The sequence below is a fragment of the Streptomyces sp. NPDC041940 genome (genome assembly GCF_055589465.1).
Genome location: NZ_JBVJBP010000016.1, coordinates 21,206 through 43,832, shown reverse-complemented (window position 1 = coordinate 43,832; position 22,627 = coordinate 21,206). Strand labels below are relative to the sequence as shown.

The 22,627-nt window shown below is 73.0% G+C and carries 10 protein-coding genes; 1 reads left to right on the top strand and 9 read right to left on the bottom strand.

The features are described 5' to 3' along the window. Positions 1 to 87 precede the first annotated feature (87 nt). Positions 88 to 693: a class I SAM-dependent methyltransferase gene (locus ACZ6I3_RS25455; protein ID WP_469417642.1), complete on the top strand. Its 606-nt coding sequence runs from the start codon at positions 88 to 90 to the stop codon at positions 691 to 693. Positions 694 to 775: 82 nt separating this feature from the next. On the opposite strand, the gene ACZ6I3_RS25450 is transcribed toward ACZ6I3_RS25455, so the two are convergent. The 9 genes from ACZ6I3_RS25450 to sbnB all read right to left on the bottom strand — a co-directional run bounded on the left by ACZ6I3_RS25450 (position 776) and on the right by sbnB (position 22,621). Then, positions 776 to 1,762, bottom strand: coding sequence for a TauD/TfdA family dioxygenase (locus tag ACZ6I3_RS25450; protein WP_469417640.1), 987 nt, complete (start codon positions 1,760 to 1,762; stop codon positions 776 to 778). An 8-nt stretch (positions 1,763 to 1,770) separates the two neighbouring features. Further along, a complete protein-coding gene (locus ACZ6I3_RS25445; protein ID WP_469417638.1) occupies positions 1,771 to 1,986 on the bottom strand; it encodes a hypothetical protein in 216 nt (71 codons plus the stop codon). A gap of 72 nt (positions 1,987 to 2,058) precedes the next feature. Next, positions 2,059 to 3,000: a TauD/TfdA family dioxygenase gene (locus ACZ6I3_RS25440; RefSeq protein ID WP_469417637.1), complete on the bottom strand. Its 942-nt coding sequence runs from the start codon at positions 2,998 to 3,000 to the stop codon at positions 2,059 to 2,061. Beyond that, positions 2,997 to 4,319, bottom strand: coding sequence for an MFS transporter (locus ACZ6I3_RS25435; RefSeq protein ID WP_469417636.1), 1,323 nt, complete (start codon positions 4,317 to 4,319; stop codon positions 2,997 to 2,999). Before ACZ6I3_RS25435 ends, ACZ6I3_RS25440 begins: the two co-directional genes overlap by 4 nt. Next, positions 4,316 to 5,320 (bottom strand): ornithine carbamoyltransferase, encoded by a 1,005-nt coding sequence (locus ACZ6I3_RS25430; protein ID WP_469417635.1) that lies wholly within the window; start codon positions 5,318 to 5,320, stop codon positions 4,316 to 4,318. Before ACZ6I3_RS25430 ends, ACZ6I3_RS25435 begins: the two co-directional genes overlap by 4 nt. Further along, positions 5,317 to 16,248 carry a non-ribosomal peptide synthetase gene (locus tag ACZ6I3_RS25425; RefSeq protein WP_469417633.1) on the bottom strand — a complete coding sequence of 3,644 codons (10,932 nt, stop codon included), beginning with the start codon at positions 16,246 to 16,248 and terminating at the stop codon, positions 5,317 to 5,319. Before ACZ6I3_RS25425 ends, ACZ6I3_RS25430 begins: the two co-directional genes overlap by 4 nt. Further along, a complete protein-coding gene (locus ACZ6I3_RS25420; protein WP_469417632.1) occupies positions 16,245 to 21,293 on the bottom strand; it encodes an amino acid adenylation domain-containing protein in 5,049 nt (1,682 codons plus the stop codon). Before ACZ6I3_RS25420 ends, ACZ6I3_RS25425 begins: the two co-directional genes overlap by 4 nt. Before the next feature lie 65 nt (positions 21,294 to 21,358). After that, positions 21,359 to 21,577: an MbtH family protein gene (locus ACZ6I3_RS25415; RefSeq protein ID WP_468192643.1), complete on the bottom strand. Its 219-nt coding sequence runs from the start codon at positions 21,575 to 21,577 to the stop codon at positions 21,359 to 21,361. Between the two features lie 54 nt (positions 21,578 to 21,631). After that, on the bottom strand, positions 21,632 to 22,621 hold the full coding sequence (sbnB, locus tag ACZ6I3_RS25410; RefSeq protein ID WP_469417631.1) for a 2,3-diaminopropionate biosynthesis protein SbnB: 990 nt from the start codon (positions 22,619 to 22,621) through the stop codon (positions 21,632 to 21,634). Positions 22,622 to 22,627 lie beyond the last annotated feature (6 nt).

The window sequence follows — 22,627 nt, the reverse complement described above, 5'->3', positions numbered from 1 at the left end:
CGAGAGGCACAGAAGTTGACGAGTGAGACCGCGGCACCCGGGTCGTTGTTCAGAGAGTTCCTGCGCAGTCCCCGGCAGGTCGGTGCCATGGCTCCCAGTTCACTCCGGCTGGCCGCCGAGGTGGCCCTGCCCGTGCCCGAGTCCGGCAACCCGGTGGTCGTCGAACTCGGGCCCGGCACCGGGGCGTTCACGGGAGTGATCCAGGAACTCCTCGGCGGTCGCGGGCATCACCTGGCCGTGGAGATCAACCCCCGGCTCGCGGCGTCGCTCGCCGGGCGCTTTCCGCGGGTGCAGGTCCTGAACGCCGAGGCGGCCGAGCTGCCGCGGCTGCTCGCCGAGTGCGGACTGGCCGCGGCGGACGTCGTCGTCAGCGGGCTGCCCTGGGCCAGCCTGGACCTGACGACGCAGGAGACGACGCTCGACTCCGTGCGCCGGGTCCTCGCACCGCAGGGGGCGTTCACGACCTTCGGCTATGTGCACGCGACGTACCTGCCGTCGGCACGGCGCTTCCGGCGCATGCTCGGCTCGTCCTTCGAAGAGGTGGTGCCGGGCCGCACGGTGTGGGGCAATCTGCCGCCGGCGTTCGTCTATCACGCGCGGCGTCCACGCCCCCGCCTGTCGCCCGAGACCCTCGATCTCCTCGCCGCGCGGGTCGGTGCGCGTGCCGCGGCGAGCACAGGCATGCGCTTCTGAATCCCCCGGGGAGCGCATGAGTCCGCCGCCGTACCTGACAAGGGTACGGCGGCGGATCCGTGTCGGGGGGCGCCCCGTGGCGTCAGCCGTCGGACGGCTCGGCCATCGCCACGGCGATCTTGCGCGGGCCGGTGAAGGGCTCACGGGCGTGCGCGGCCAGCATGTTGTCGACGACCAGCACGTCGTGCCGCCGCCAGTCGAAGCGGGTGCTCGCGTCCCGGTAGCACTGGCGCAGATGAGCGACGACATCGTCGGGGATCGGCGCCCCGTCCCCGTAGTAGGAGTTGGTGGGCAGTTCCTCGGGCGCGAAGATCTCCAGGAGTCCGTCGCGCACATCGGGGGCGACCGTGCTGACGTGGAAGAACGTGATGTGGTTGAACCACACGCTCTCCCCCGTCACCGGGTGCCGGTGCACCGCGTCGCGCACCGCCGTGGTGCGCAGCCCGCCGGCGGTCCACTCCACGTCGATGCCCTTGTCCGCGCAGTACGCGGCGACCCGGTCCTTGTCGTCGGTGCTGAACGCCTGCTGCCACGGCACCCCGAAGTCCTCGTGGAAGTTGCGCACCACACGCCAGCGGCGCCGGGTGAACTCCTCCCGCACGTCGGGGTCGATGGCCGCGTGGACGGCGCGGATGTCGGCGAGCGGGGTGGCGCCGAGTGTGTGGGCGGGCTCGATGCAGAAGAAGTACAGGGTCTGCGGCCAGACCGACTGGTACGAGTTCTCGTTGTGCAGGAAGATCTCCTCGTCCGCCGGGTAGTCGGTCGAGGTGTACACCTGCCCCTTGATGGTGGAGCGCGGCGAGGAGCGTTCCGCGTAGGTCAGCGGCGGGGTGCCCGACAGGGCGTGCACCGAGCCGTTGAATCCGTCCACGCCGTCGACCGCGAAGCCGCGCAGCAGGACCGCGCCGCGCTCGACGAGGGCGCCGCGGACGGCCGCCCGGTGCTGTGTGAGGTACGCGCCGATCTCCACGGAGGGGTCGGGTGCGAGGAAGACCTTGGGGAAGTGGCCCGGGAGGTCGACTCCCTGGGCCGGCACTCCGGTCGGGGTGGGTATCGCCTGGGTGGTCATGGTGGTGGTCAGCTCCTGGAGGAGGCGAAGGGTTCGAGCAGGGAACGGGACAGCGCGGTCTCCCGGGTGCGCGGGGCGACGGGACCCGCACGGCCCACAGGGCCGGCGAGCGCCACGAAGAGGCCGTTGCGGTTCGGCACGTCCTCGACGGGGGAGCCCGGGTCCTCCCGGTGGACCTGCAAGGACTCGATCTCCCCGGTGATGCCGACGCCGATCACTGTCACGACTGCCTCCTTGCCGGTCCGGCACCGCCGGACGCCGGGACGGGTGAGTTGCTCAGCGGTGCTCATCGGACCTCAGTCGGACATCGCGACGAGCACGCGGCGGGTTCCGGTGAAGGGCCGGCGGCCGTGCGAGACCAGCATGTTGTCGATGAGCATCAGGTCACCGGTGCGCCAGTCGCAGTTCACGGCGGCGTCCAGGCCCCGGTCACGGATCTGGAGGACGTACTCGTCGGGGATGGGCGTGCCGTCGGCGAATGTGACGGACTGCGGCAGTTCGTCGACGGGCATGATCTGGGCGAGCGCGGCGGCGGTGTCGTCGCCGAGTCCCGCCGGGTGCCACTGGTCGGACTGGTTGAACCACACCTCCGTGCCGGTCACCGGGTGCACAGCGGTCGCGGGCCGCACCTGGCGCACCCGCAGCGAGCCGTCCGGCTTCCATTCCCACCGGGCGCCGGTCTGTCCGAGGAAGGCCTCGACCTCGGCGCGGTCGGTGGTCTCGAAGGTGTCCTGCCAGCTCTTGCCGAGGCCGAGGCCGCCGTGCAGGTTCTGCTGGTAGCAGACGCCGCCCTTGAACGCCTCCCTGACCTCCGGGTCCAGGGACTCGAGCCAGAGGGCGGAGTCGGTCACCGGCGTGGCGCCGCCGGTCTCGGCGGCCTTCTGGCAGAAGAAGAGCAGGCGGGCCGGCCAGGCGTGGGCGTACGACATCTCGTTGTGCATCGAGATGGTGAACTCCTGCGGGTACTCCGTGGAGGTGTAGACGTTCTTGCCGACCTTGGTGCGCGGCGAGTTGCCGTGGACGTAGGCGAGCCGGTTGGGCAGCAGCTCGTCCATGACCGGGTCGAGTTCCTCCTGTGTGACGCCGAAGCCGCGGAAGACCAGTGCCTTCTCCTTGACGAGCTGGTCGTCGATGGCGGCGGTGTCGCCGATCACCCTGAGCAGCCCGGCGGCCGAGGCCTCGACCCCGGCGCTCTGCGGGGTGATCACCAGCGGGGTCCAGCTGGGGGTCGTGTTCATGAGGGGCGTTCTCCTTCGTGTTCGTGTACGGGTTCTTGCGGCTTTTCCCGAGAGACCTGCTCTTCCTCGGAGGCGAGGAGGCGGGACAGTGCGGAGGCGGCGGCGACGAGCGCCAGGACGCCCATCGCCGCACCGAGCAGGGCGGCCGTGCGGGCCGCGCCGAGGGAGTCGAGGAGCACTCCGCCGGCGAGTGCGCCGAGTGCGTTGGCGCCCGAACCCGCCAGCTGTAGCGCGCTGTTGACGCGGCCCTGGAGGGCATCGGGCGTGGTGCGCACCTGGTGGACGCCGCCGGCGACGTTGACGGCGCCGCCCACCAGGCTCATTCCGGCCAGCAGCGCTCCCAGGAGCAGTGGCTGCCGGGTCAGGGCGAGGGCGGGCACGAGCAGCGCCCACACCGCGAGCGCCCCGCGGACCAGGCCGGCCATGCCGATGCGGCGCGTGGCCCAGCCGCCGCACAGGGCGCCGACGGCGCCGCCCGCCCCGCTGATCGCCGCGATCACGCCGACCGTCGCGGGCGAGAGCCCGTCCTCGTACAGGACGAAGGCGGGCAGCAGGGCCAGCGCCTGGAAGATCACGTTGCTGCCGGAGATCAGCAGTGTGATCCGGCGCAGGAAGCGGCGCCGCCACAGCCAGCGCAGCCCTTCGGCGATCTCGGGCCCGAGCCTGCGCCGGGTGGCCGCCGGGCTGCCGCCGAACGGCGCCCTGACGCACAGGACGGCGAGCAGCGACATCAGGTGCGCGACGCTCCCGAGCAGGAACGGCGACCACCTGGCGGCGGCGAACGCGGCGCTGCCGAGCGGCTGTCCGAGCAGCCCCGCGGCCCGCCCCCGCGCCTCGTTCCCGGCGAGCGCCGCGGTGAGCTGCGACGCCGGCACGACCTGGCGGACGCAGGCCCGTTCGGCGAGGCGGTGGCAGACCATCAGCGATCCCTCGGCGAACGCGGCCACCGCCAGGTGGGTCAAGTGGACCTGGCCCACCGCGACTGCCGTGACCACGCTCGCCGTGGAGACGGCGCAGCCCGCGCTGCACACGAGCATCGTGCGGCGCCGGTTCCACCGGTCGACGAGCGCCCCGGCGGGCAACTGCACGAGCAGATGCGGCAGTTGGGCCGCGAAGGCGGCCACCGCTCCCGCCGCCGCCGATCCGGTGGACCAGATCAGCAGCAGCGGGTAGGCGACCGAGGTGGCGCGGGAGCCGAGCAGGGTGAGCCCGGCGCCGCTCCACAGCATGAGATAGTCGCGGTTGCGTCGCAGCGGGACCGGATCCGGCCCCTTCGCCTGCGGGTGCGCGGGAGCCGTCCGGCCGTCGGTGACGCTCACTCTCCCGGTGCGGCCGGGCCGCCCGCCCGGCACCACTTCAGGACGGCCATCGCGCTGTGCATCTTGTTCTCGGCCTGCTCGAAGGCGATGCTGTGCGGCCCGTCGAGGACCTCGGCCGTCACCTCGTCCCCGCGGTGCGCGGGCAGGTCGTGCAGGAACACCGCCTTGGGGCTGGTCTCCCACAGCCGCGCGCTCACCTGGAACGGGGCGAAGACGTCCCGCCAGTCCGGGTCGGGTTTGGTGGTGCCCGTGGTCTGCCAGCGCGTGGTGTAGATGGCGTCGACGTCGGCGGGCAGGTCGTCCATGTCGTGGCGTTCGCGCACGCTCGCGCCGGTGCGTGCGGCGTGCGCCTCGGCCCTGGCGAGATAGGCCGGGTCGAGCCCGTAGCCGGGCGGGGTGCGCAGTTCCAGCTCGGCGCCCGGGAAGCGACTGAGGGCGAGGGCGAACGCGGACGCCGAGTTGTTGCCCTCTCCCACGTACAGGACGCGCAGCCCGTCCAGCCGGCCGAAGTGTGCGCTCAGCGTGGTGAGGTCGGTGAGGGCCTGTGTGGGGTGCTCGCCGGCGCTCATCGCGTTGACGACGGACATCCGCCGCTGGCTCGCCCAGGCCCGCATCTCCGCCTCGTCACCCGCGGTGCGGGCCACCAGGACGTCGAGCATCCGGGAGAGCACGACCCCGGTGTCCTCGCTGGTCTCACCGGTGTTGAGCTGGAGGTCGCCCGGCCCGTAGGTGATCAGGGAGGCGCCCAGGCGCAGGGCGCCGCTGGAGAAGGCGGTACGGGTACGGGTGGACGTCTTGCTGAAGTAGATGCCCACGACCTCGTCCCGCAGCGGCTTCGGGCCGCCCTTGCGCTCGGCGGCGCGGAAGGCGACACCGTCCGCCACCAGGGTGCGCAGGTCGTCGTCGGTGAGGTCGTCCACGGAGATGAGGTGGCGTGTGCGGGGGTGGTGCACAGGGTCCTCCTGGGTGGTGGTGGCCGTTCGCGGGCCGTGGGTGGTCATGCCTGCTCCTCGTCGGTGACGACGGGGCTGAGCAGCGGATGACCGGCGGGGGCGGCGGAGCCGGTGCCCGCTGCCGCCCACTCGGCCATCAGCTCGCCCTTGCCGAAGGGCTCTTCGTCCTTGCCGAGCCGGGCGGTCAGGTGCTTGACGACGCTCTTGCCGCTGTCGGAGTTGGTGAGGGCGACCAGGCCGACCCCGCTGCCGAGGTGGGAGAGCGAGAGGTTCCAGTAGCCGGCGGGTTCGCCGCCGTGACCGAACTCGGCGTCGCCGCCGGTGTCGTCGACGATGGTGCCGAGGCCGTAGAAGCTGCCCGGATGGGTGGCGAGCAGTTCCCGGGCGACGGCGCGGGGCAGCAGGGCCCCCTCGTGGCCGAGGAGCGAGGCCCGCACCTGCCGGGCCAGCCGGGCGATGTCCTCGGCCGTCGTCCACAGGCCGGCGGCGGCGAGGTGGGCGCGTTCGCGCCAGCCCCCTTCCATGGCCACGCCCTTGACGTGGTGGCCGAGGGCCACCGGACGCCCCGACGTGCGCGGGAAGTCCTGGTCGAAGCTGCTTCCCGTCATGCCGAGCGGCGCGAGGACCAGGCGGTGCGCGAGGTCCTGGAACACCTCACCGGTGACGTCCTCCAGGAGCTGCTGGAGGACCCAGTAGTGGGTGCTGGACTTGCGGAACGTGGAGCCGGGCACCAGCTGGCGGCGCACTCGCGGGGTGGAGACGGCGCCCGTGCCCTCCAAGAGGTCCCGCAGGGTGGGAACCTCGCCGCCCGGCGGGAATCCGACGCTGCGGTGCCGGGCGAGCCCGGCGGTGTGCCCGAGCAGCTGCCGGACGGTCACCGCGCCGGGTGCCGAGTCCAGCTCCTCGAGGTGCCAGGACGTCAGGTGCGTGTCGATGGAGTCGTCCAGGCCCATGCGCCCCTCGGCCACGAGCCGCAGGGTCGCGAACGCCGCGACGTGCTTGCTGATCGAGCCGACCTGGAACAGCGTGTCCGGGGTCACCGGCCGGTCGCCGTCCACCGCGAGGACACCGGCCGCGTGGGTGCGCACCGAGCCGTCCGCGCCGAGCAGGGCCAGGCTCACGCCGGGCACCTGGTGCTCGGCCATGAGGGCGTCCAGGTCGTCGAGGGCGATCGTCCCCCCGGCCTCGGCGGTGGCCTGTGCACCGCCGCCGAGCAGGGCCGCGACCTGGGCGAGCGGCCCCTCCGTGAGGCGTGTGGCGTCGCCGCCTGCGGCCTGCCGCAGGAGCGAGGCGAGCAGCTCGGCCGGGACCTCGACCGGTGCGGGCTCCGCCTCGGCGGCCTTGGCGGCCTCCTCCGCGGCGGCCGCCGCCCTGTCCTCGTCGATGGCCGCGGCCAGGTCGACGAGCGTGCCGTGCTGGTACATGCGCCAGACCGAGACCGCGAGGCCCTCGCGGCGGGCCGCCGCGAGCACCTGGATCATCAGGATCGAGTGCCCGCCGAGCTCGAAGAACTCGTCGTGCACACCGATCTCGTCGACACCGAGCACCCCGGACCAGATCTTGGCGAGCGTGCGTTCCGTGTCGGTGCGCGGCGCCACGAACTCGCGGCCCGAGCGCATCGCCGAACGGTCCGGCGCGGCCAGCGCCCCGCGGTCGACCTTGCCGTTGGCGTTGAGCGGGATCGCGTCCAGGGCGACGAACGCGGAGGGCACCATGTACTCCGGCAGCAGCGCCCCGCAGTCCTCGGCGAGAGCCGCGGCGTCCGGCAGCCGCTGTCCTTCCGCGGGCACGCAGTAGGCGACGAGGCGCCTGTCGCCGGGCGTCGGCTCGTGCACGGCGACCACGGCGTCCCGGACGGCCGGATGGGCCGCCAGCACGGCCTGGACCTCGCCGAGTTCGACGCGGTAGCCGCGGATCTTGACCTGGTCGTCGAGGCGGCCGAGGAACTCGATGTTCCCGTCGGCCCGCATCCGGACCCGGTCTCCCGTGCGGTACAGGCGGCTGCCCGCCGGCCCGTACGGGTCGGGCACGAACCGCTCGGCCGTCAGGTCGGGCCGGCCCGCGTACCCGCGCGCCACGCCCGTGCCGCCGACGTACAGCTCGCCGACCACACCGGCCGGCACCTCACGCATCGCCGCGTCCAGGACGTACGCCGTCATGTTCGGCAGCGGGCGGCCGATCGGGACGACGTCGAGCGCGACGTGGTCGGTGACGGGGTGGATGGTGGAGCCCACGGACGCCTCGGTCGGCCCGTACTCGTTGATCATGCGGCCGGAGCCGAGGACTTCGAGGGACCGGTTGGCGGTGGAGCCCGGCAGGGCCTCGCCGGCGACGACGTAGACCCGGCTGAGCCGGTCGACCTGCTCGGTGGTGAGCTGCTCGGTGAGTATGTCCAGGTGGCCCGGGGTCAGCTTGACGAAGCTGTACGGGCCGCCGTCGAGCAGCGCGGCCGCCAGGTCGGCGGGCCGAGTGTCCTGCGGGACGACGTGCACCGCCTGGCCGGTGACCAGCGGCCCCCACAGGTTGGGGACGACCAGGTCGAAGGCGACCGAGGAGAACAGCGGGGCACCGCCCGTGCCACGTGCGGCGAGTTCGTCCGCCGCCCAGGCGACGTGGTTGGCCAGGCCCCGGTGCGGGACCTGGACGCCCTTGGGCCGCCCGGTGGAACCGGAGGTGAAGATGACGTAGGCGAGCCGGTCGGGATCGTCGACCCGGGCCACCGCGCCGAACTCGCCCGCGCCGTCGGCCAGTCGGGCGATGTCCAGCACCGGCACCCCGCCGGGGAAGCGGTCCGCGTAGCCCTCCTGCGTCACAGCGAGCCGCGCGGCCGCGCTCTCGCACATGGAGGCGATGCGCTCGGACGGGTAGGACGGGTCGATCGGCACGTACGCGCCGCCCGCCTTCCACACCGCGAGCAGCATCGCGAGCAGGTCCGGTCCGCGGTCGAGCAGCACGCCCACCGTGGACTCATCGCCGACGCCCGCCGCACGCAGCCGGTAGGCGAACCGGGTCGCCCGGGCGTCGAGTTCGGCGTACGACAGCTCGCCGCCCGCGTGCCGTACGGCGACGGCGTCGGGGGTGCGGGCCACCTGTTCCTCGAAGCGCTGCAGGACGGTCGCTTCCGGGAAGTCGCGGGCCGTGTCGTTCTGCGCGAGCAGCCACTCCCGCTCCTCCGAGGGCAGCCAGGTGTCCTGGGCGCTGCCCTGCGGGTCGTCGGCCATGGCCTCCAGGACCTGCCGGTACAGGGTGGTCAGGCGCTCGCCCTGCTCACGGGCCAGAGCGTGGGTGTGCGTGGTGAGCAGCAGGTGCCCGGAGACCGCCGAGACCGCGAGCGCGAACTCGGTGCCGCCCTCGCCGCCGCTGGCACCGGCGTCGACGAGCTTGTCGTCGACGTGGTCGAAGTCCTGGTAGCTGAACCGGACGTGGAGCAGACGGCCGGCGCCCGCCTCCCGCTGGATGACCGGCATCGGGAACCGCCGGCGGTCCCAGACCTCGGCCTCCCGGGCGAAGACCTGGCGGACCAGTTCGGTCCAGCTGCCCGTGGTGCGGTCGAAGGCGAACGGCAGGGTGTTGAGGTACATGCCGTAGACGCGTTCCGCGCCGGGCATCTCGGGGCGGGCACTGCACACCAGGCCGCTGAAGAAGCCGTCCTCCTCGGTGAGGGTGCTCATGACCTTCAGGTGGGCGGCGAGCAGCACGCTCTTGAACGACGCCCGCGCCTGGGTGGCGAGGGTGCGCAGGCGCGGTTCCAGGTCGTGCACGGGCACGGCGAGCCGGTACTTCTCGCTCGGCTCGGCGGGGTCCCCCGCCCAGTCGGCGGGCAGCGCGAACGGTGCGTGCCGGCCGATGAGGTCCTGCCAGTACGCCCGGTCCTCCTGCGAGTCCAGGGAGGCCAGTTCGGCCGCGATGAAGTCGGCGTAACGCACCGGCGGGGCCTCGACGGGAGCGGGGGCGCCGCCCTCGCGCAGGGCGCGGTAGACGTCGAGGAGTTCCATCAGGAGGGCGCGGTGGCTCCAGCCCTCGGTGATGGCGTGCGAGACGGTGACGACGAGTCGCCAGGAGTCGTCGGCCTCGACCTGGGCGGTCATGCGCAGCAGCGGGGCCGCCGCGAGATCGAGCCCTCGGGCCCGCTCCTCGCTCATGATGTCCCGTACGCGCAGCTCGCGAGCGCCCTCCGACAGCTGCCGCAGGTCCTCGACGGTCAGCGGGATCCGGGCCTTCGGGTGCACGATCTGCAGCGGCTGGGTGAAGGCGTCCAGGTCGAAGGAGGTCCGCAGCATCTCGTGCCGTCCGGTGACCACGTCGAGGGCGGCGCGCAGAGCGTCCGCGTCGAACGGGGTGCCGTCGGTGATGCGGAACGACGCGACGTTCAGATAGACCCGCCGTTCGTCGTCGGCGAGCATCTCGACGAGCATGCCGAGCTGGACCTGCGACATCGGGTACGCGTCCACGACGCCCTCGGGCAGCCCGGCCCGGTCCTCGTCGGCGAGCAGGGCGAACGGCTCGACGGGCGCGGCGGTCTCCTGCGGCGCCGGGCGCCCGGTGAGGAACTCGCTCAGCTCGGCGACCGTGCGGTACTCGAAGACCTCCCGCACGCCGACGTCGAAGCCGGCCGTACGCAGGGCGCCGACCAGCGCGACCGCGCGGATGGAATGGCCCCCCAGCTCGAAGAAGCCGTCCAGGACGCCGACCCGCTCCAGGCCGAGGACCTGCGACCAGATGGCCGCCACCTGTGCCTCGGTGATGGTGCGGGGCGCGACATAGGACGTGCCGCCGTCGAGGCCGGTGTCGTCCGGCGCGGGCAGGGCCCGCCTGTCGGTCTTGCCGTTGGCGTTGAGGGGGATCTCGTCGAGGGCGACGTAGGCCGCCGGGAGCATGTAGTCGGGCAGCCGGGCACCGCTGTGCTCGGCGAGTTCGGCGGCACTGGTGCCGGAGCCGGACGGGACGTAGTACGCGACGAGCTGGATGTCTCCCGTCGCCGTCTCGTGCGGGACGACGACCGCCTCGCGGACCCCTGGGTGCTCGGCGACGACGGTCTGGATCTCGCCGGGTTCGATGCGATAGCCGCGGATCTTCACCTGGTCGTCGAGACGGCCCAGGAACTCCACGGCGCCGTCCGGACGGGTCCTGGCGAGGTCACCCGTGCGGTACAGACGAGCACCCGCAGGCCCGTACGGGTCCGGCACGAACCGCTCGGCCGTCAGACCGGGCCGGCCCGCGTAGCCGCGCGCCACCCCGGTACCGCCGACATACAGCTCGCCTGCGACACCGACCGCGACCTGGTCGAGCCGCTCGTCCAGGACGTGCATCGTCATGTTGGGCAGCGGGCGGCCGATCGGCATGACCTCGCCGGACTCGGCCTCGGTGACCGGGAAGACGCAGGTGCCGACGGAGGCCTCGGTCGGCCCGTACTCGTTGACGAGCTCGGTCCCGGGCGCCAGCGCCCGCCACCGCTCCACCGTCGTCCGCGTCAGCGCCTCACCGGCGACCACCAGCACCGGCGCCAGAGCGGAAGCCTGCTCCGCGGTCAGCTGGGAGGCCAGGACGTCGACGTGCCCGGGGGTCAGCTTGACGAAGCTGAACGGGCCGGCGGCGGACAGTTCCCGTGCCAGGTCGGCGGTGTCGGTGTCCTGCGCGATGGTGTGCACCCGCTGACCTGTGACCAGCGGCGCCCACAGGTTCGGGACGACCAGGTCGAAGGCCACCGACGAGAAGAGCGGCGCACCCGTCGCCCCCCGCGAGGCGAGGTCCCGGGCCGCCCAGGCGACATGGTTGGCCAGACCCCGGTGCGTGACCGCGACCCCCTTGGGCCGGCCCGTCGAACCCGACGTGAAGATGACGTAGGCGAGCGCCTCGGCATCGTCCGTCCGCTCTGGTGCGGACCGCGGCCGCCCGTCTATCGCGGACGCATGCCGGTCCACGAGAACCAGACCCAGGTCGCCTCCGAAACGGCCGGTGTACGCGGAGTGCGTCAGAGCCGTCACCGCGCCCGCGCTCTCCAGCATCGAGGCGATCCGCTCCGCCGGGTAGGACGGGTCGATCGGCACGTACGCCGCGCCCGCCTTCCAGACACCGAGCAGGCTCGCCAGGAGATCCGGGCCACGGTCGAGCAGCACACCCACGACGGCACCAGCGCCACCCACGCCCGACGCACGCAGCTGGTGAGCGATCTGGTTGGCCCGCGCATCGAGCTGCGCGTACGTGACCACCTCACCGGCGAAACCGACCGCGGGCGCCTCGGGAGTGCGGGCGGCCTGCTCCTCGAAGCGGGCACAGACACTCGCGTCACCGAAGTCGGCACGCTCGCCCGTGCCGTGTTCCAGGAGCGTCTTCCTGGTGGCGGAGGGGAGGTACGAGGCATCCGCATCGCCCTCCGGGTCCGCGGCCATCGCCACGAGGACCTCGCGCAGGGTGCCCGCGAGGCGCTCCAGGGCCTCGGCGGAGACGTGCTTGCGGCCGCCGGTCAGGAACAGGTGGCCGAGGCGGGCCGAGACGCCGAGCGGGAACTCGGTGGGGCTGTCGTCGATGCTCGCCAGGTAGTCGACCCGGTCGCGGTCGACCTGGTCGAAGTCGTGGTAGCTGAAGCGGACCGAGACGAGCCGCTGCCCCTCCTCGGCCTGCCGCTGGATGTCGGGCATCGGGTAGCCGCGGTGCGGCCACAGTTCGACCTCGCGCTCGAAGACCCGGCGCACCAGGTCGCGCCAGGTTCCGGAGGCGCCGTCGAAGGCGAACGGCAATGTGTTGAGGTGCATGCCGTACAGGCCGTCGGCGCCGAGGGCCTCGGGGCGGGCGTTGCACACCAGGCCGGTGAAGAAGCGCTCGTCACCGGTGACCGTGCTGAGGACCTTCAGATGCGCGGCGTGCAGCACGCTCTTGAGCGAGGCGCCGGCGGTGGACGCCAGGGCGCGCAGCTGCGGCTCCAGGTCGTGGAAGGGGACCTTGACCCGGTGCGGGGCACCCGCGACCCCGTCGCCCGCCCAGGCCTCGGGGAGCGTGAAGGGCGTGTGGCCCTCGATGATGCCGGTCCAGTACGCGCGGTCGTCGCCGGCCTCCCGGGAGGCGACCTCGGCGGCGATGAAGTCGGCGAACCGCACGGCGGGGGCGTCCGGCGCGTCCACGGGCCGCCCGTCGCGGGCCCGGTGGTAGCCCTCCACGATCTCCATCAGGAGGGAGTGGTGGCTCCAGCCGTCGAGGATCGCGTGGCACTCGGTGATCGTCAGCCACCAGCTGCCGTCGTCGCAGGCCGTGCCGTACAGGCGCAGCTGCGGCGCGCTGTCCAGCGGGATCAGCCGGGAGCGCTCCTCCGCGGTGAAGGCGCGCAGCGCGTCCCGCACCGCCTCGTCGCCGAGGCCCCGCAGATCGCGTCCCTCCACCGGCAGTTCGACCTGCTCGTGCACCAACTGCATCGGCGCGGCATAGGAGTTGAGGTCGAAGGACGTGCGCAGCACCTCGTGCCGGGCGACGGCCGAAGCGACCGACGCGCGCAGCGCCTCGATGTCGAAGGAGCGGTCGTCGGGGACCCGGAAGGAGGTGACGTTGTGGTACGGATGCCGGCCGCCGTCGCTGAGCATCTCGACGACCATGCCGATCTGCACCTGCGACATCGGGTACGCGTCCACGACGCCTTCGGGCAGCCGGGCCCGGTCCTCGTCGCCGATGAGGGCGAACGGGCGTACTCCGTGGGTGGTGGTGACCGGCGCCCGGTCGGCGAGCTGCTCGCACAGCAGGGCCACGGTGCGGTACTCGAACAGGTCGCGGACGCCGACGTCGAGCCCCGCCTCGCGCAGCCGGCCCGCGAGGGTGATGGCGCGCAGCGAGTGTCCGCCCAGGTCGAAGAAGCTGTCGTGGACGCCGACCCGGTCGACACCGAGGACCTCGGCCCAGACGACGGCGGTGCGCTCCTCCAGGCCGGAGCGCGGCGCGACGTACTCGGAAGCCGCCACGTGCGCGGCGGGCGCGGGCAGCGCCTTGGTGTCGAGCTTGCCGTTGTCGGTCAGCGGCAGCGCGTCGAGGGTGACGAACGTCGCCGGGACCATGTACTCGGGCAGTTCGCGGGCGAGCGGGGCGCGCAGCCCGGCGGTGTCGGGCGTGGCGCCGCCGGCGGGGACGACGTAGGCGACGAGCTGCTTGTCGCCCGAGGTGTCCTCCCGGACCACGACGACGGCGTCACGCACACCGTCCAGCGCGGTGAGGGCGGCGTTGATCTCACCGAGCTCGATGCGGAAGCCGCGGATCTTCACCTGGGCGTCGTTGCGGCCCAGGAACTCCAGGCTGCCGTCGGCCAGGCGGCGCGCGATGTCGCCGCTGCGGTACAGACGGTCGCCCGGCGCCCCGTACGGGTCGGGCACGAACCGCTCGGCGGTCAGGGCGGGACGGCCGCGATAGCCGCGGGCGACGCCGCGGCCCGCGACGTGGATCTCTCCGGGCACCCCGATCGGCGCCAGGTTGCCGTGCGCGTCGAGGACACGGACGGCGAGGTCGTCGAGGGGGACGCCGACCGGGCTGACGGCGCCCCGGGCGAGGTCGTCCTCGTCGAGGAGATGGTGCGTGACATGCACGGTGGTCTCCGTGATGCCGTACATGTTGACGAGCGTGGGGGCGTTCAGGCCGAGTCGGTCCACCCACGGCCGCAGGTCGGCGACTTCGAGCTTCTCGCCACCGAAGACCACGGTGCGCAGGGCCAGTTCGCCTACGCGCGCATCGCCCTCGCGGGCCGCGACCACCAGGGCGCGGAACGCGGACGGCGTCTGGTTGAGCACCGTCACGCGCTGCTCGACGAGCAGGTCGAGGAACGCGGACGGGTCGCGCGAGACGTCCTTCGGCACGACGACGAGCCGACCGCCGTGCCGCAGCGCGCCCCACATCTCCCATACGGAGAAGTCGAAGGCGTAGGAGTGGAACAGCGTCCACACGTCGTCGGTGCGGAACCCGGTCTGGTCCGCGCAGACCGTGAACAGGCGCTCCACGTTGGCGTGGGTGAGGCCGACGCCCTTGGGGCGGCCGGTGGAACCCGAGGTGTAGATGACATAGATCAGGCTGTCGGCGTCGGTCCGCGGGGCCGGGTCCGTGGCCGGCCGGGCGGCCAGCGCGGCGCGGCCCTCCTCCCCGTCCAGGACGAGGACGGGCCCGTCGTGCAGACCGTTCAGGAGTTCCGCGTGGGCGCGTTCGGTCACCACGACCGGAGCTGCGGCGTCCTGGAGCATGTAGTCGATGCGGTCGGCGGGCTGCGAGGGGTCGAGCGGCAGATAGGCGCCGCCCGCCTTGAGGACGCCGAGCAGGGCGGGCATCAGGTCGGCGCCGCGCTCCAGGCAGACACCGACCAGGGTCTCCTGGCCGACGCCCAGGGCGACGAGGTGGTGGGCGATGCGGTTGGCGCGCTCGTTGAGCTCGGCGTACGTCAGCTCCTCGCCGGCGGCGTGCACGGCGACGGCGTCCGGGGTGCGGGCCGCCTGCTCCTCGAAGGCCCGGTGGACGGTGCGGGTGACCTCGCCGGTGACGGCCGCGCCCTGCGTGAGCAGGCGGACCTCGTCCGCGCCGAGGAAGGGCAGTTGAGCCAGGTCGGCGTCCGGGGCCGCGGTCGCCGCGTCGAGGAGGCGGACGAGCTGCCCGGTGAGCCGCTCGGCGGTGGCCCGGTCGAACAGCTCGACGGCGTACTCCAGGTGCCCGTGCAGCGTCCCGTCGGCGTCCTGGCGCAGCTGAAGGTCGAGGTCGTACTTGGCGGCGTCGCCCTCGGCCCGGTACGGCTCCGCGTCGATGCCCGGCAGGGCGAAGGCGCCGGTGCGCTCGCCGTGCATGGTCAGGGCGACGTCGAAGAGCGGGTTGCGGGACAGGTCGCGCTCGGGCTGCACGGCGTCGATCAGCCGGGCGAACGGGACGCCCTGGTGGTCGAAGGCGCCGAGGACGGTGCCCTTGGTGGCGTCGACGAGATCGCGGAAGGAGGTCCCTTCGGCCCATCTCCCGCGCAGTGCCAGCGTGTTGATGCCGTACCCGAGCATGCCCTGCAGCTCGGGGCGGCCCCGCCCGGACACGACCGTGCCCACGGTGACGTCGGCGGAACCGGTGTGCCGGGCCAGCAGGCTCTGGAACGTGGCGAGCACGACCATGAAGGGAGTGGCGGCCCGCTCCCGGGCGAACTCCTGCACGCGGGCGGCGAGTACGGCCGGGACGGAGAAGGCGACCGTGTCACCCCTCGCGTCCCTGACGGCCTTGCGGGGCCGGTCGGTGGGCAGCTCGATCGGCGTGATGCCCGCCAGCTCGCCCTTCCAGTGGTCAAGGTGCCGCTCCAGGGTGGCGCCGGACATCTCGGCGCGCTGCCAGGCGGCGAAGTCGGCGTACTGGACGGCGACATCGGGCAGCCTCGGCTCCTCCCCCTTCACGAGGGCGGCGTACAGGGCGCTGAGTTCCTGCCCGACGATCTCGGTGGACCAGGCGTCGCAGGCGATGTGGTGGAAGACGACGGCGAGCACGTGCTCCTCGTCGCCGAGCCGGATCAGACGGGCCCGCACCGGCAGGTCGCGCTCCAGGTCGAACGGCACGAAGACCTCGCCGGTGACGATGGCCTGGACGCGTGCCTCGCGCTCGTCCCCGGGCAGGTGCGTGAGGTCTTCGAGGGGCAGCGTGACCCGCTCCCGCTCGGAGACGATCTGCACCGGCTCCTCACCGTGCAGCCCGTAGCGGGTGCGCAGGATCTCGTGCCGGTCGGTGAGCCGCTGCCAGGCGTCGGCCAGGACGCCGGCGTCCAGGGCCCCGGTCAGCCGGACGAGCAGCGGGACGAGGTACTGGGTGCTGCCGGGGTCGAGGCGGTTGAGGAACCACATCTGCTCCTGCCCGTACGACAGGCGCAGCGGGGCGTTCCGGTCCGCCTTGGGTATCGCGCTTCTGCGCGCACGCCGCCGCCCGGCGAGCCGCTGCCGCACGATCATGTCGCGTGCCTCGTCCGTGTCGATGGCCGGGGGCGTGTCGGCACCGGTGCTCATGCTGTCTCCTTGACCGGCGCGTGGCCGTTGATCGCGGGGTCGGGGTGGTGGGTGGAGGCGCCGGCGAGACCGGACGGGTCGTCGGGATCCGCGAAGATCTCCCGTTCCACGGCCACGGCCAGCTGAGCCACCGTCGGGCCCTCGAAGACCGCCCGGACCGTGAAGTCGATGTCGAACTCCTCCTGGATGCGGGCGATCAGGCGGATCGCCAGGATCGAGTTGCCGCCGGAGTGGAAGAAGCTGTCCGTCATGCCGGGCTCGACCGCGAGGAGTTCGGTCCAGATCTCCGCAAGGCGCTCCTCGGTGACGGTGCGCGGCGCGACATGGGGCGTGCCGCCGTCCGGGCCGGTGTCGTCCGGGTCGGGCAGGGCCCGCTTGTCGGTCTTGCCGTTGGCGTTGAGGGGGATCTCGTCGAGGGCGACGTAGGCCGCCGGGAGCATGTACTCCGGCAGCCGGGCGGCACAGTGCGCCGCGAGCTCGTCGGCCGTGCTCACCTCCGCGTCGTCCCGCGGGACGTAGTACGCGACGAGCTGATGGCCGCCGGCCGCCGTTCGACGCGCCACGACGACCGCCTCACGGACCGCCGGGTGCTCGGCGACGACGGTCTGGATCTCGCCGGGTTCGATGCGATAGCCGCGGATCTTCACCTGGTCGTCGAGCCGGCCCAGGAACTCCACGGCGCCGTCCGGACGGGTACGGGCGAGGTCACCCGTGCGGTACAGACGAGCACCCGCAGGCCCGTACGGGTCCGGCACGAACCGCTCGGCCGTCAGACCGGGCCGGCCCGCGTAGCCGCGCGCCACACCGGTACCGCCGACGTACAGCTCACCGGGTACCCCGACGGGCACGAGAGCCAGCCGCTCGTCGAGGACGTACATCGTCATGTTCGGCAGCGGGCGGCCGATCGGCATGACCTCGCCCGTCTCGGCTTCGGTGACCGGGAAGACGCAGGTGCCGACGGAGGCCTCGGTCGGCCCGTACTCGTTGACCAGGTCGGTCCCGGGCGCCAGCGCCCGCCACCGCTCCACCGTCGTCCGCGTCAGCGCCTCACCGGCGACCACCAGCACCGGCGCCAGAGCGGAAGCCTCCTGCGCGGTCAGCTGGGAGGCCAGGACGTCGACGTGCCCGGGGGTCAGCTTGACGAAGCTGAACGGGCCCGCCGCCACCAACTCCCGTGCCAGGTCGGCGGTGTCGGTGTCCTGCGCGACGGTGTGCACCCGCTGACCCGTGACCAGCGGCGCCCACAGGTTGGGAACCACCAGATCGAAGGCCACCGACGAGAACAGCGGCGCACCCGTCGCCCCCCGCGAGGCCAGATCCCGCGCCGCCCAGGCGACATGATTGGCCAGACCCCGGTGCGTGACCGCCACACCCTTGGGCCGACCCGTCGAACCCGACGTGAAGATGACGTACGCCAGCGCCTCGGCATCGTCCGTCCGCTCCGGCGCGGACCGCGGCCGCCCATCGATCGCGGACGCATGCCGGTCCACCAGAACCACGTCCGCAACGCCACCGAACCGCTCCGCGTACGCGGAATGCGTCAGGACCGTGGCCGCGCCCGCGCTCTCCAGCATCGAGGCGATCCGCTCCGCCGGGTAGGACGGGTCGATCGGCACATACGCCGCACCCGCCTTCCACACCCCGAGCAGACACGCCACCAGATCCGGACCGCGATCGAGCAGGACACCCACCACGGCACCAGCGCCACCCACGCCCGACGCACGCAGATGGTGAGCGATCTGATTGGCCCGCGCATCGAGCTGCGCGTACGTCACCACCTCACCGGCGAAACCGACCGCGGGAGCACCAGGCGTACGGGCGGCCTGCCCCTCGAAGCGGGCGCACACGCCGGCGTCACCGAAGTCCGCGGCGGAGGCGTTCCACTCCGTGGCGATCAGGCGCCGCTGCGCGTCGGACAGCAGCGGGACCTCGGCCAGGCGGGCCGACGGGTCGGCGGTCACCTCTTCGAGGAGGCGCACGAACTGCTCCCGCACCCGCTCCACGGTCGCCGCGTCGAACAGCGAGACCGCGTACTCCAGGACGCCTTCCAGGGAGCCGTCCGCCGATCGTCCGATGAACACCGACAGGTCCGTCTTGGCGACGGTCCACGACTCGGCGAAGGCGCGCAGGTCGGCGGCGTCGGTGGCGATGCTGGTGACGCCCTCGCTGTGCATGTCGAAGGCGACCTGGTACAGCGGCGTGCGCGACAGGTCGCGCTCCGGCTGGATCTCGTCGACCAGGCGGTCGAAGGGCAGCTCCTGGTGGGCGAAGGCGGCCGTCGCCGCGGCCCGCACCCGGCCCAGGGCCTCGTCGAACCGCAGCTCGGGACCGAGCCCGCAGCGCACCACCAGGGAGTTGAGGAAGAAGCCGACGGTGCCGGACAGCTCCGGTCGTGTGCGGCCGGCGACCGGGGTGCCGACGGGCACGTCCCACTGGCCGGTCTGCCGTGCCAGCACCGTGGCGAACGCGGTGAGCAGCGTCATGAACGGGGTCGACGCGTTCTCACGGCTCAGCTGCTCCACGGCCGCCGCCAGCCCGGGCTCGATCCGGATCGGCACGACCGCGCCGCGCGGGTCGCGCACGGCGGGCCGGGGGCGGTCGGCGGGCAGGTCGAGCGCGGCGATGCCGTCGAGCGCGGTGCGCCAGTGGGCGAGCTCGCCCGCGACGAACTCCTCCGTCTGCCGTCCGGACTGCCAGGCCGCGTAGTCCGCGTACTGCACGCCGACCGCGGGCAGGACGGGCTCGCGGCCCTCCCGGGCGGCGGCGCACAGCTCCTGAAGCTCGCGCTCCAGGACGACCGTGGACCAGCCGTCGCACGCGATGTGGTGCAGGGTGACGAGCAGCACGTGGTCCTCGCCGGGAATGCGGGCCAGCAGCGCCCGCCACAGCGGCCCGGTCGCCAGCTCGAAGCCGCGCGCGAACTGCTCCTCGAAGTGCTCGGCGAGCCGCTCGCGCCCGGTGTCGACGACCCGCAGCTCCAAGGGGTGTGCGGCGCCGATCACCTGACGGGGTTCGCCGCCCTCGTCGACGTACCGCGTGCGCAGCGCCTCGTGACGGCCGCCGAGCGCGGTCAGCGCCGACTGCAGCTCGTCCGGCGTGGTCGCGGCCGGCAGGCGCAGGATCAGCGGGGCGACCCACTCGCGGCTGCCCGGGGCCATCCGGTCCAGGAACCACAGCCTGCGCTGCCCGGACGAGAGCGCCAGGCGGCCCGCGCGGTCGACCGCCGGGATCGGGGCGCTGTCCGCGTCTCGCGCGCCGATCAGCCGGGCCTGGGCCTCCACCGTGGTGGCGCTGAACAGGCCGCGCATCGACAGGGTGACACCGGTGGCGCGCAGCCGGGCCGCGAGCCGGGTGAGCTGCAGCGACGTGCCGCCCAGGGCGAAGAAGTCGTCGGTGGCACCGATCTTCTCGCGGCCCAGCAGCGCCGCCCACACCTCGGCGACCTTCTCCTCGGCCGCGTTGCGCGGGGCGATGTAGGCGCCCTGCCCGGTGAGGTCGTCGCCCTGCTCCAGGGCGGCGGTCAGAGCCAAGCGGTCGATCTTGCCGTTCGGCGTCAGGGGCAGCTCGTCGAACGTGCGGAACAGCGAGGGGACATGGCTGTCGGGCAGCCGGGTGCGCAGGAAGCGGCGCAGGTCGCTCCCGGTGAGTTCGCCGCGCGTGGTGACGGCGGCGCCGATGCGTACCGCGTCCTCCTGCGTGCGGAACGCGACGACGGCCGCGCCCGTGACCTCGGGGTGCGCGCCGAGCTGGGCCTCGATCTCGCCGGGCTCGATGCGTACGCCGTTGACCTTGAGCTGACCGTCGGCACGGCCCTGGTACTCCAGGAGACCGGCCGCGTTCCAGCGCACCAGGTCGCCGGTGCGGTACAGGCGGGCGCCGGGCGGACCGTAGGGGTCGGGCACGAACCGGTCCGCCGTCAGGCCGGGGCGCCCCGCGTAGCCCTGGGCGAGGCCGGTGCCGCCGGCGTACAGCTCGCCGGTGACGCCCTTGGGCGCGAGGCGGCCGTCCGCCCCGAGAACGAGGACCCGCATCCCGGTGAGCGGCCGGCCGATCGGGACGGGTCCGGTCTTCCGCGCCGGGTCGGCCTTGTGGGCGGTGATGTCGATCGAGCACTCCGTGGGCCCGTAGGTGTTCCAGACCTCGATGCCGGGGCCTGCCAGCGCCCTGACCCGCTCGACCAGTTCGGCGTGCAGCGGTTCGCCCGCCGACGCGAGCAGCCGCAGCGCGCCGCAGCCCTCCCATGACGGTTCCTCGACCAGCAGGCGCAGCACGGACGGCACCAGCTGCAGCACGGTCACGCCGCCGTCGGCGACGGCCTTCAGCAGCGCGGCGGGGTCCTTCTCGGTGCCGTCCGGCGCGACGACGACGCTCGCTCCGCAGACCAGCGGCGCGAAGATCTCCCAGCCCGCCGCGTCGAATCCGACGGACGTCTTGAACAGGATCCGGTCGCCGGCGCCGAGCTGCTGGGCGCGCACGGACCAGGCGACCCGGTTCGCGATGCCCTCGTGGGTGATCTGTACGCCCTTGGGTTCTCCGGTGGAGCCGGACGTGAAGATCGTGTACGCGAGCGAGGCCGGGTCCGCCGAGGCCGGGCCGGCCGGGCCGTCCTCGGAGGCGGTGGTCAGCTCTTCGATGCTCAGGACGCGCGGGCCGTCCTCCCCGAGCGGCCCGCGCAGTGCGGCTGTGGTGACGACGAGTTCGGCACCGGCCCGGGACGCCAGGGATCTGAGGCGACCGTGCGGATGACCGGCGTCGAGCGGCAGATAGGCCGCGCCCGCCTGCCACACCCCGAGGAGCGTGGCGATGAGTTCGGTGCCCCGGGGGAGGCACACCCCGACCAGGGAGCCCGGGCCCACGCCCCGCGAGCGCAGGAAGCGCGCGGTGCGCCCGGCGGCGTGGGCCAGGTCCCGGTAGGTCGTCGTGCGTGGGCCGTCCAGCACGGCAGCCGCGCCGGGCGTACGGCCCGCCTGCGCGGCGAAGAGCGCGGGCAGGGTGGGCGGGACGGTTCCGCTCAGGGTGTTCCCCGGCAACTGTGCGGCGTTCAACAGGTGCTCCTTCAATGACCTGGCGTACTGGACGGTTCTCCGAAGTGACGTTCAGGCGGTTGATCTCAGGCAGCGGTGGCCTGGGACTCCATGCGGCGGCGCAGGCTCAGCGGGCGCATGTCGGTCCACACCTCGTCGATGCGGGCGAGGCACTCCTCGCGGCTGCCCTGGGTGCCCTCGGCGTTCCACCCGGCGGGCAGTTCACGGCCGGCGGGCCAGATCGAGTACTGCTCCTCGGCGTTCAGGACGACGCGGTACTCGGGGGCGGCGGACTGCTGGGACATGGTTCTCCTCGTGGAGGTACGGAAACGGGCTGTGGAAGGCGGCGTACGGGCGGGTCAGGACAGGAAGTCCGTGATCTCCACACCGATGCCGAGCTCACGGGCGGTGGCGTGCACGTCGACGGCGAGGGCCAGGTCGAGGACGCCGAGACCGAACGGCGAATAGACGGTGACCTTGTCCGGGTCGGGCGTGAACGCGACCGACCCGTTGATGAGTTGGCCGATGGAGGCGTCGATGAAGGCGCGGCCGCCGGTGACCTGCTCGGTCAGGTGCAGCGAGGTGCGCTCGCGGCACACGTGGTCCGCGTCGTCGACGATGTTGTGCGCGCCGTTGATGGAGAGCGGGTCGATGTCGCGCAGCGAGACGTGCAGGACCACGGTGCCGGGTCCGGCGGGTGTGAGGTCCACGTGCGGCTCGCCCGCGTTGGTGGCGAACGAGACGAGGCGCTGCGCCTCCAGGGCGTCCTCGATGCTGTCGGCGAGGGTGACCTCGGCGTCCGGCAGGAGTTCATGGCAGCGGCGGGCGAACTCCTCGGCGCGCACACGCGAGGTGTCGAAGAGCGTGATCTCGCCGGGCGGGCCGATCGCGGCCCGGAGGTAGCGCAGGATCTCCAGGTTGATGACGCCACAGCCGATGAGGGAGACGCCCCGCGGGCGCCGGCCCTCGGTGAGGATGTCGGCGGCGAGGGCGGCGCTCGCGGCGGTCCGCGCGGCCGAGATCAGTGAGGCTTCGAGCAGCGCCTCGGGGTGTCCGGTGCGCAGCGAGTTGAGCACCATCACCGCACTGGCACGGGCGATTCCGGAGTGGATGTTCGCGGGGAACGAGGAAATCCACTTCAGCCCTGCTGCCGGATTCTCGCCGCCACGGTAGGACGGGAGTCCGATGATGCGGTTCGCGGGCTCGTCGGGAAAGCGCAGGAATATCGAGTGCGGTACGGCCGTCGCACCCTTGTCATGCAGGGAGTACGTCTGCCGGACCAGCTCGATGTGCTCCTTCTCCCTCCCACCCAGTAATTTCTCTACGTCTGCCTTGCGCAGTACGAGCATCGGGGC

Coding starts and splice junctions, on each gene's coding strand:
- ACZ6I3_RS25455 (WP_469417642.1), top strand. CDS start 88: ATGGCTCCCAGTTCACTCCGGCTGGCCGCCGAGGTGGCCCTGCCCGTG.
- ACZ6I3_RS25450 (WP_469417640.1), bottom strand. CDS start 1,762: ATGACCACCCAGGCGATACCCACCCCGACCGGAGTGCCGGCCCAGGGA.
- ACZ6I3_RS25440 (WP_469417637.1), bottom strand. CDS start 3,000: ATGAACACGACCCCCAGCTGGACCCCGCTGGTGATCACCCCGCAGAGC.
- ACZ6I3_RS25430 (WP_469417635.1), bottom strand. CDS start 5,320: ATGACCACCCACGGCCCGCGAACGGCCACCACCACCCAGGAGGACCCT.
- ACZ6I3_RS25425 (WP_469417633.1), bottom strand. CDS start 16,248: ATGAGCACCGGTGCCGACACGCCCCCGGCCATCGACACGGACGAGGCA.
- ACZ6I3_RS25415 (WP_468192643.1), bottom strand. CDS start 21,577: ATGTCCCAGCAGTCCGCCGCCCCCGAGTACCGCGTCGTCCTGAACGCC.
- sbnB (WP_469417631.1), bottom strand. CDS start 22,621: ATGCTCGTACTGCGCAAGGCAGACGTAGAGAAATTACTGGGTGGGAGG.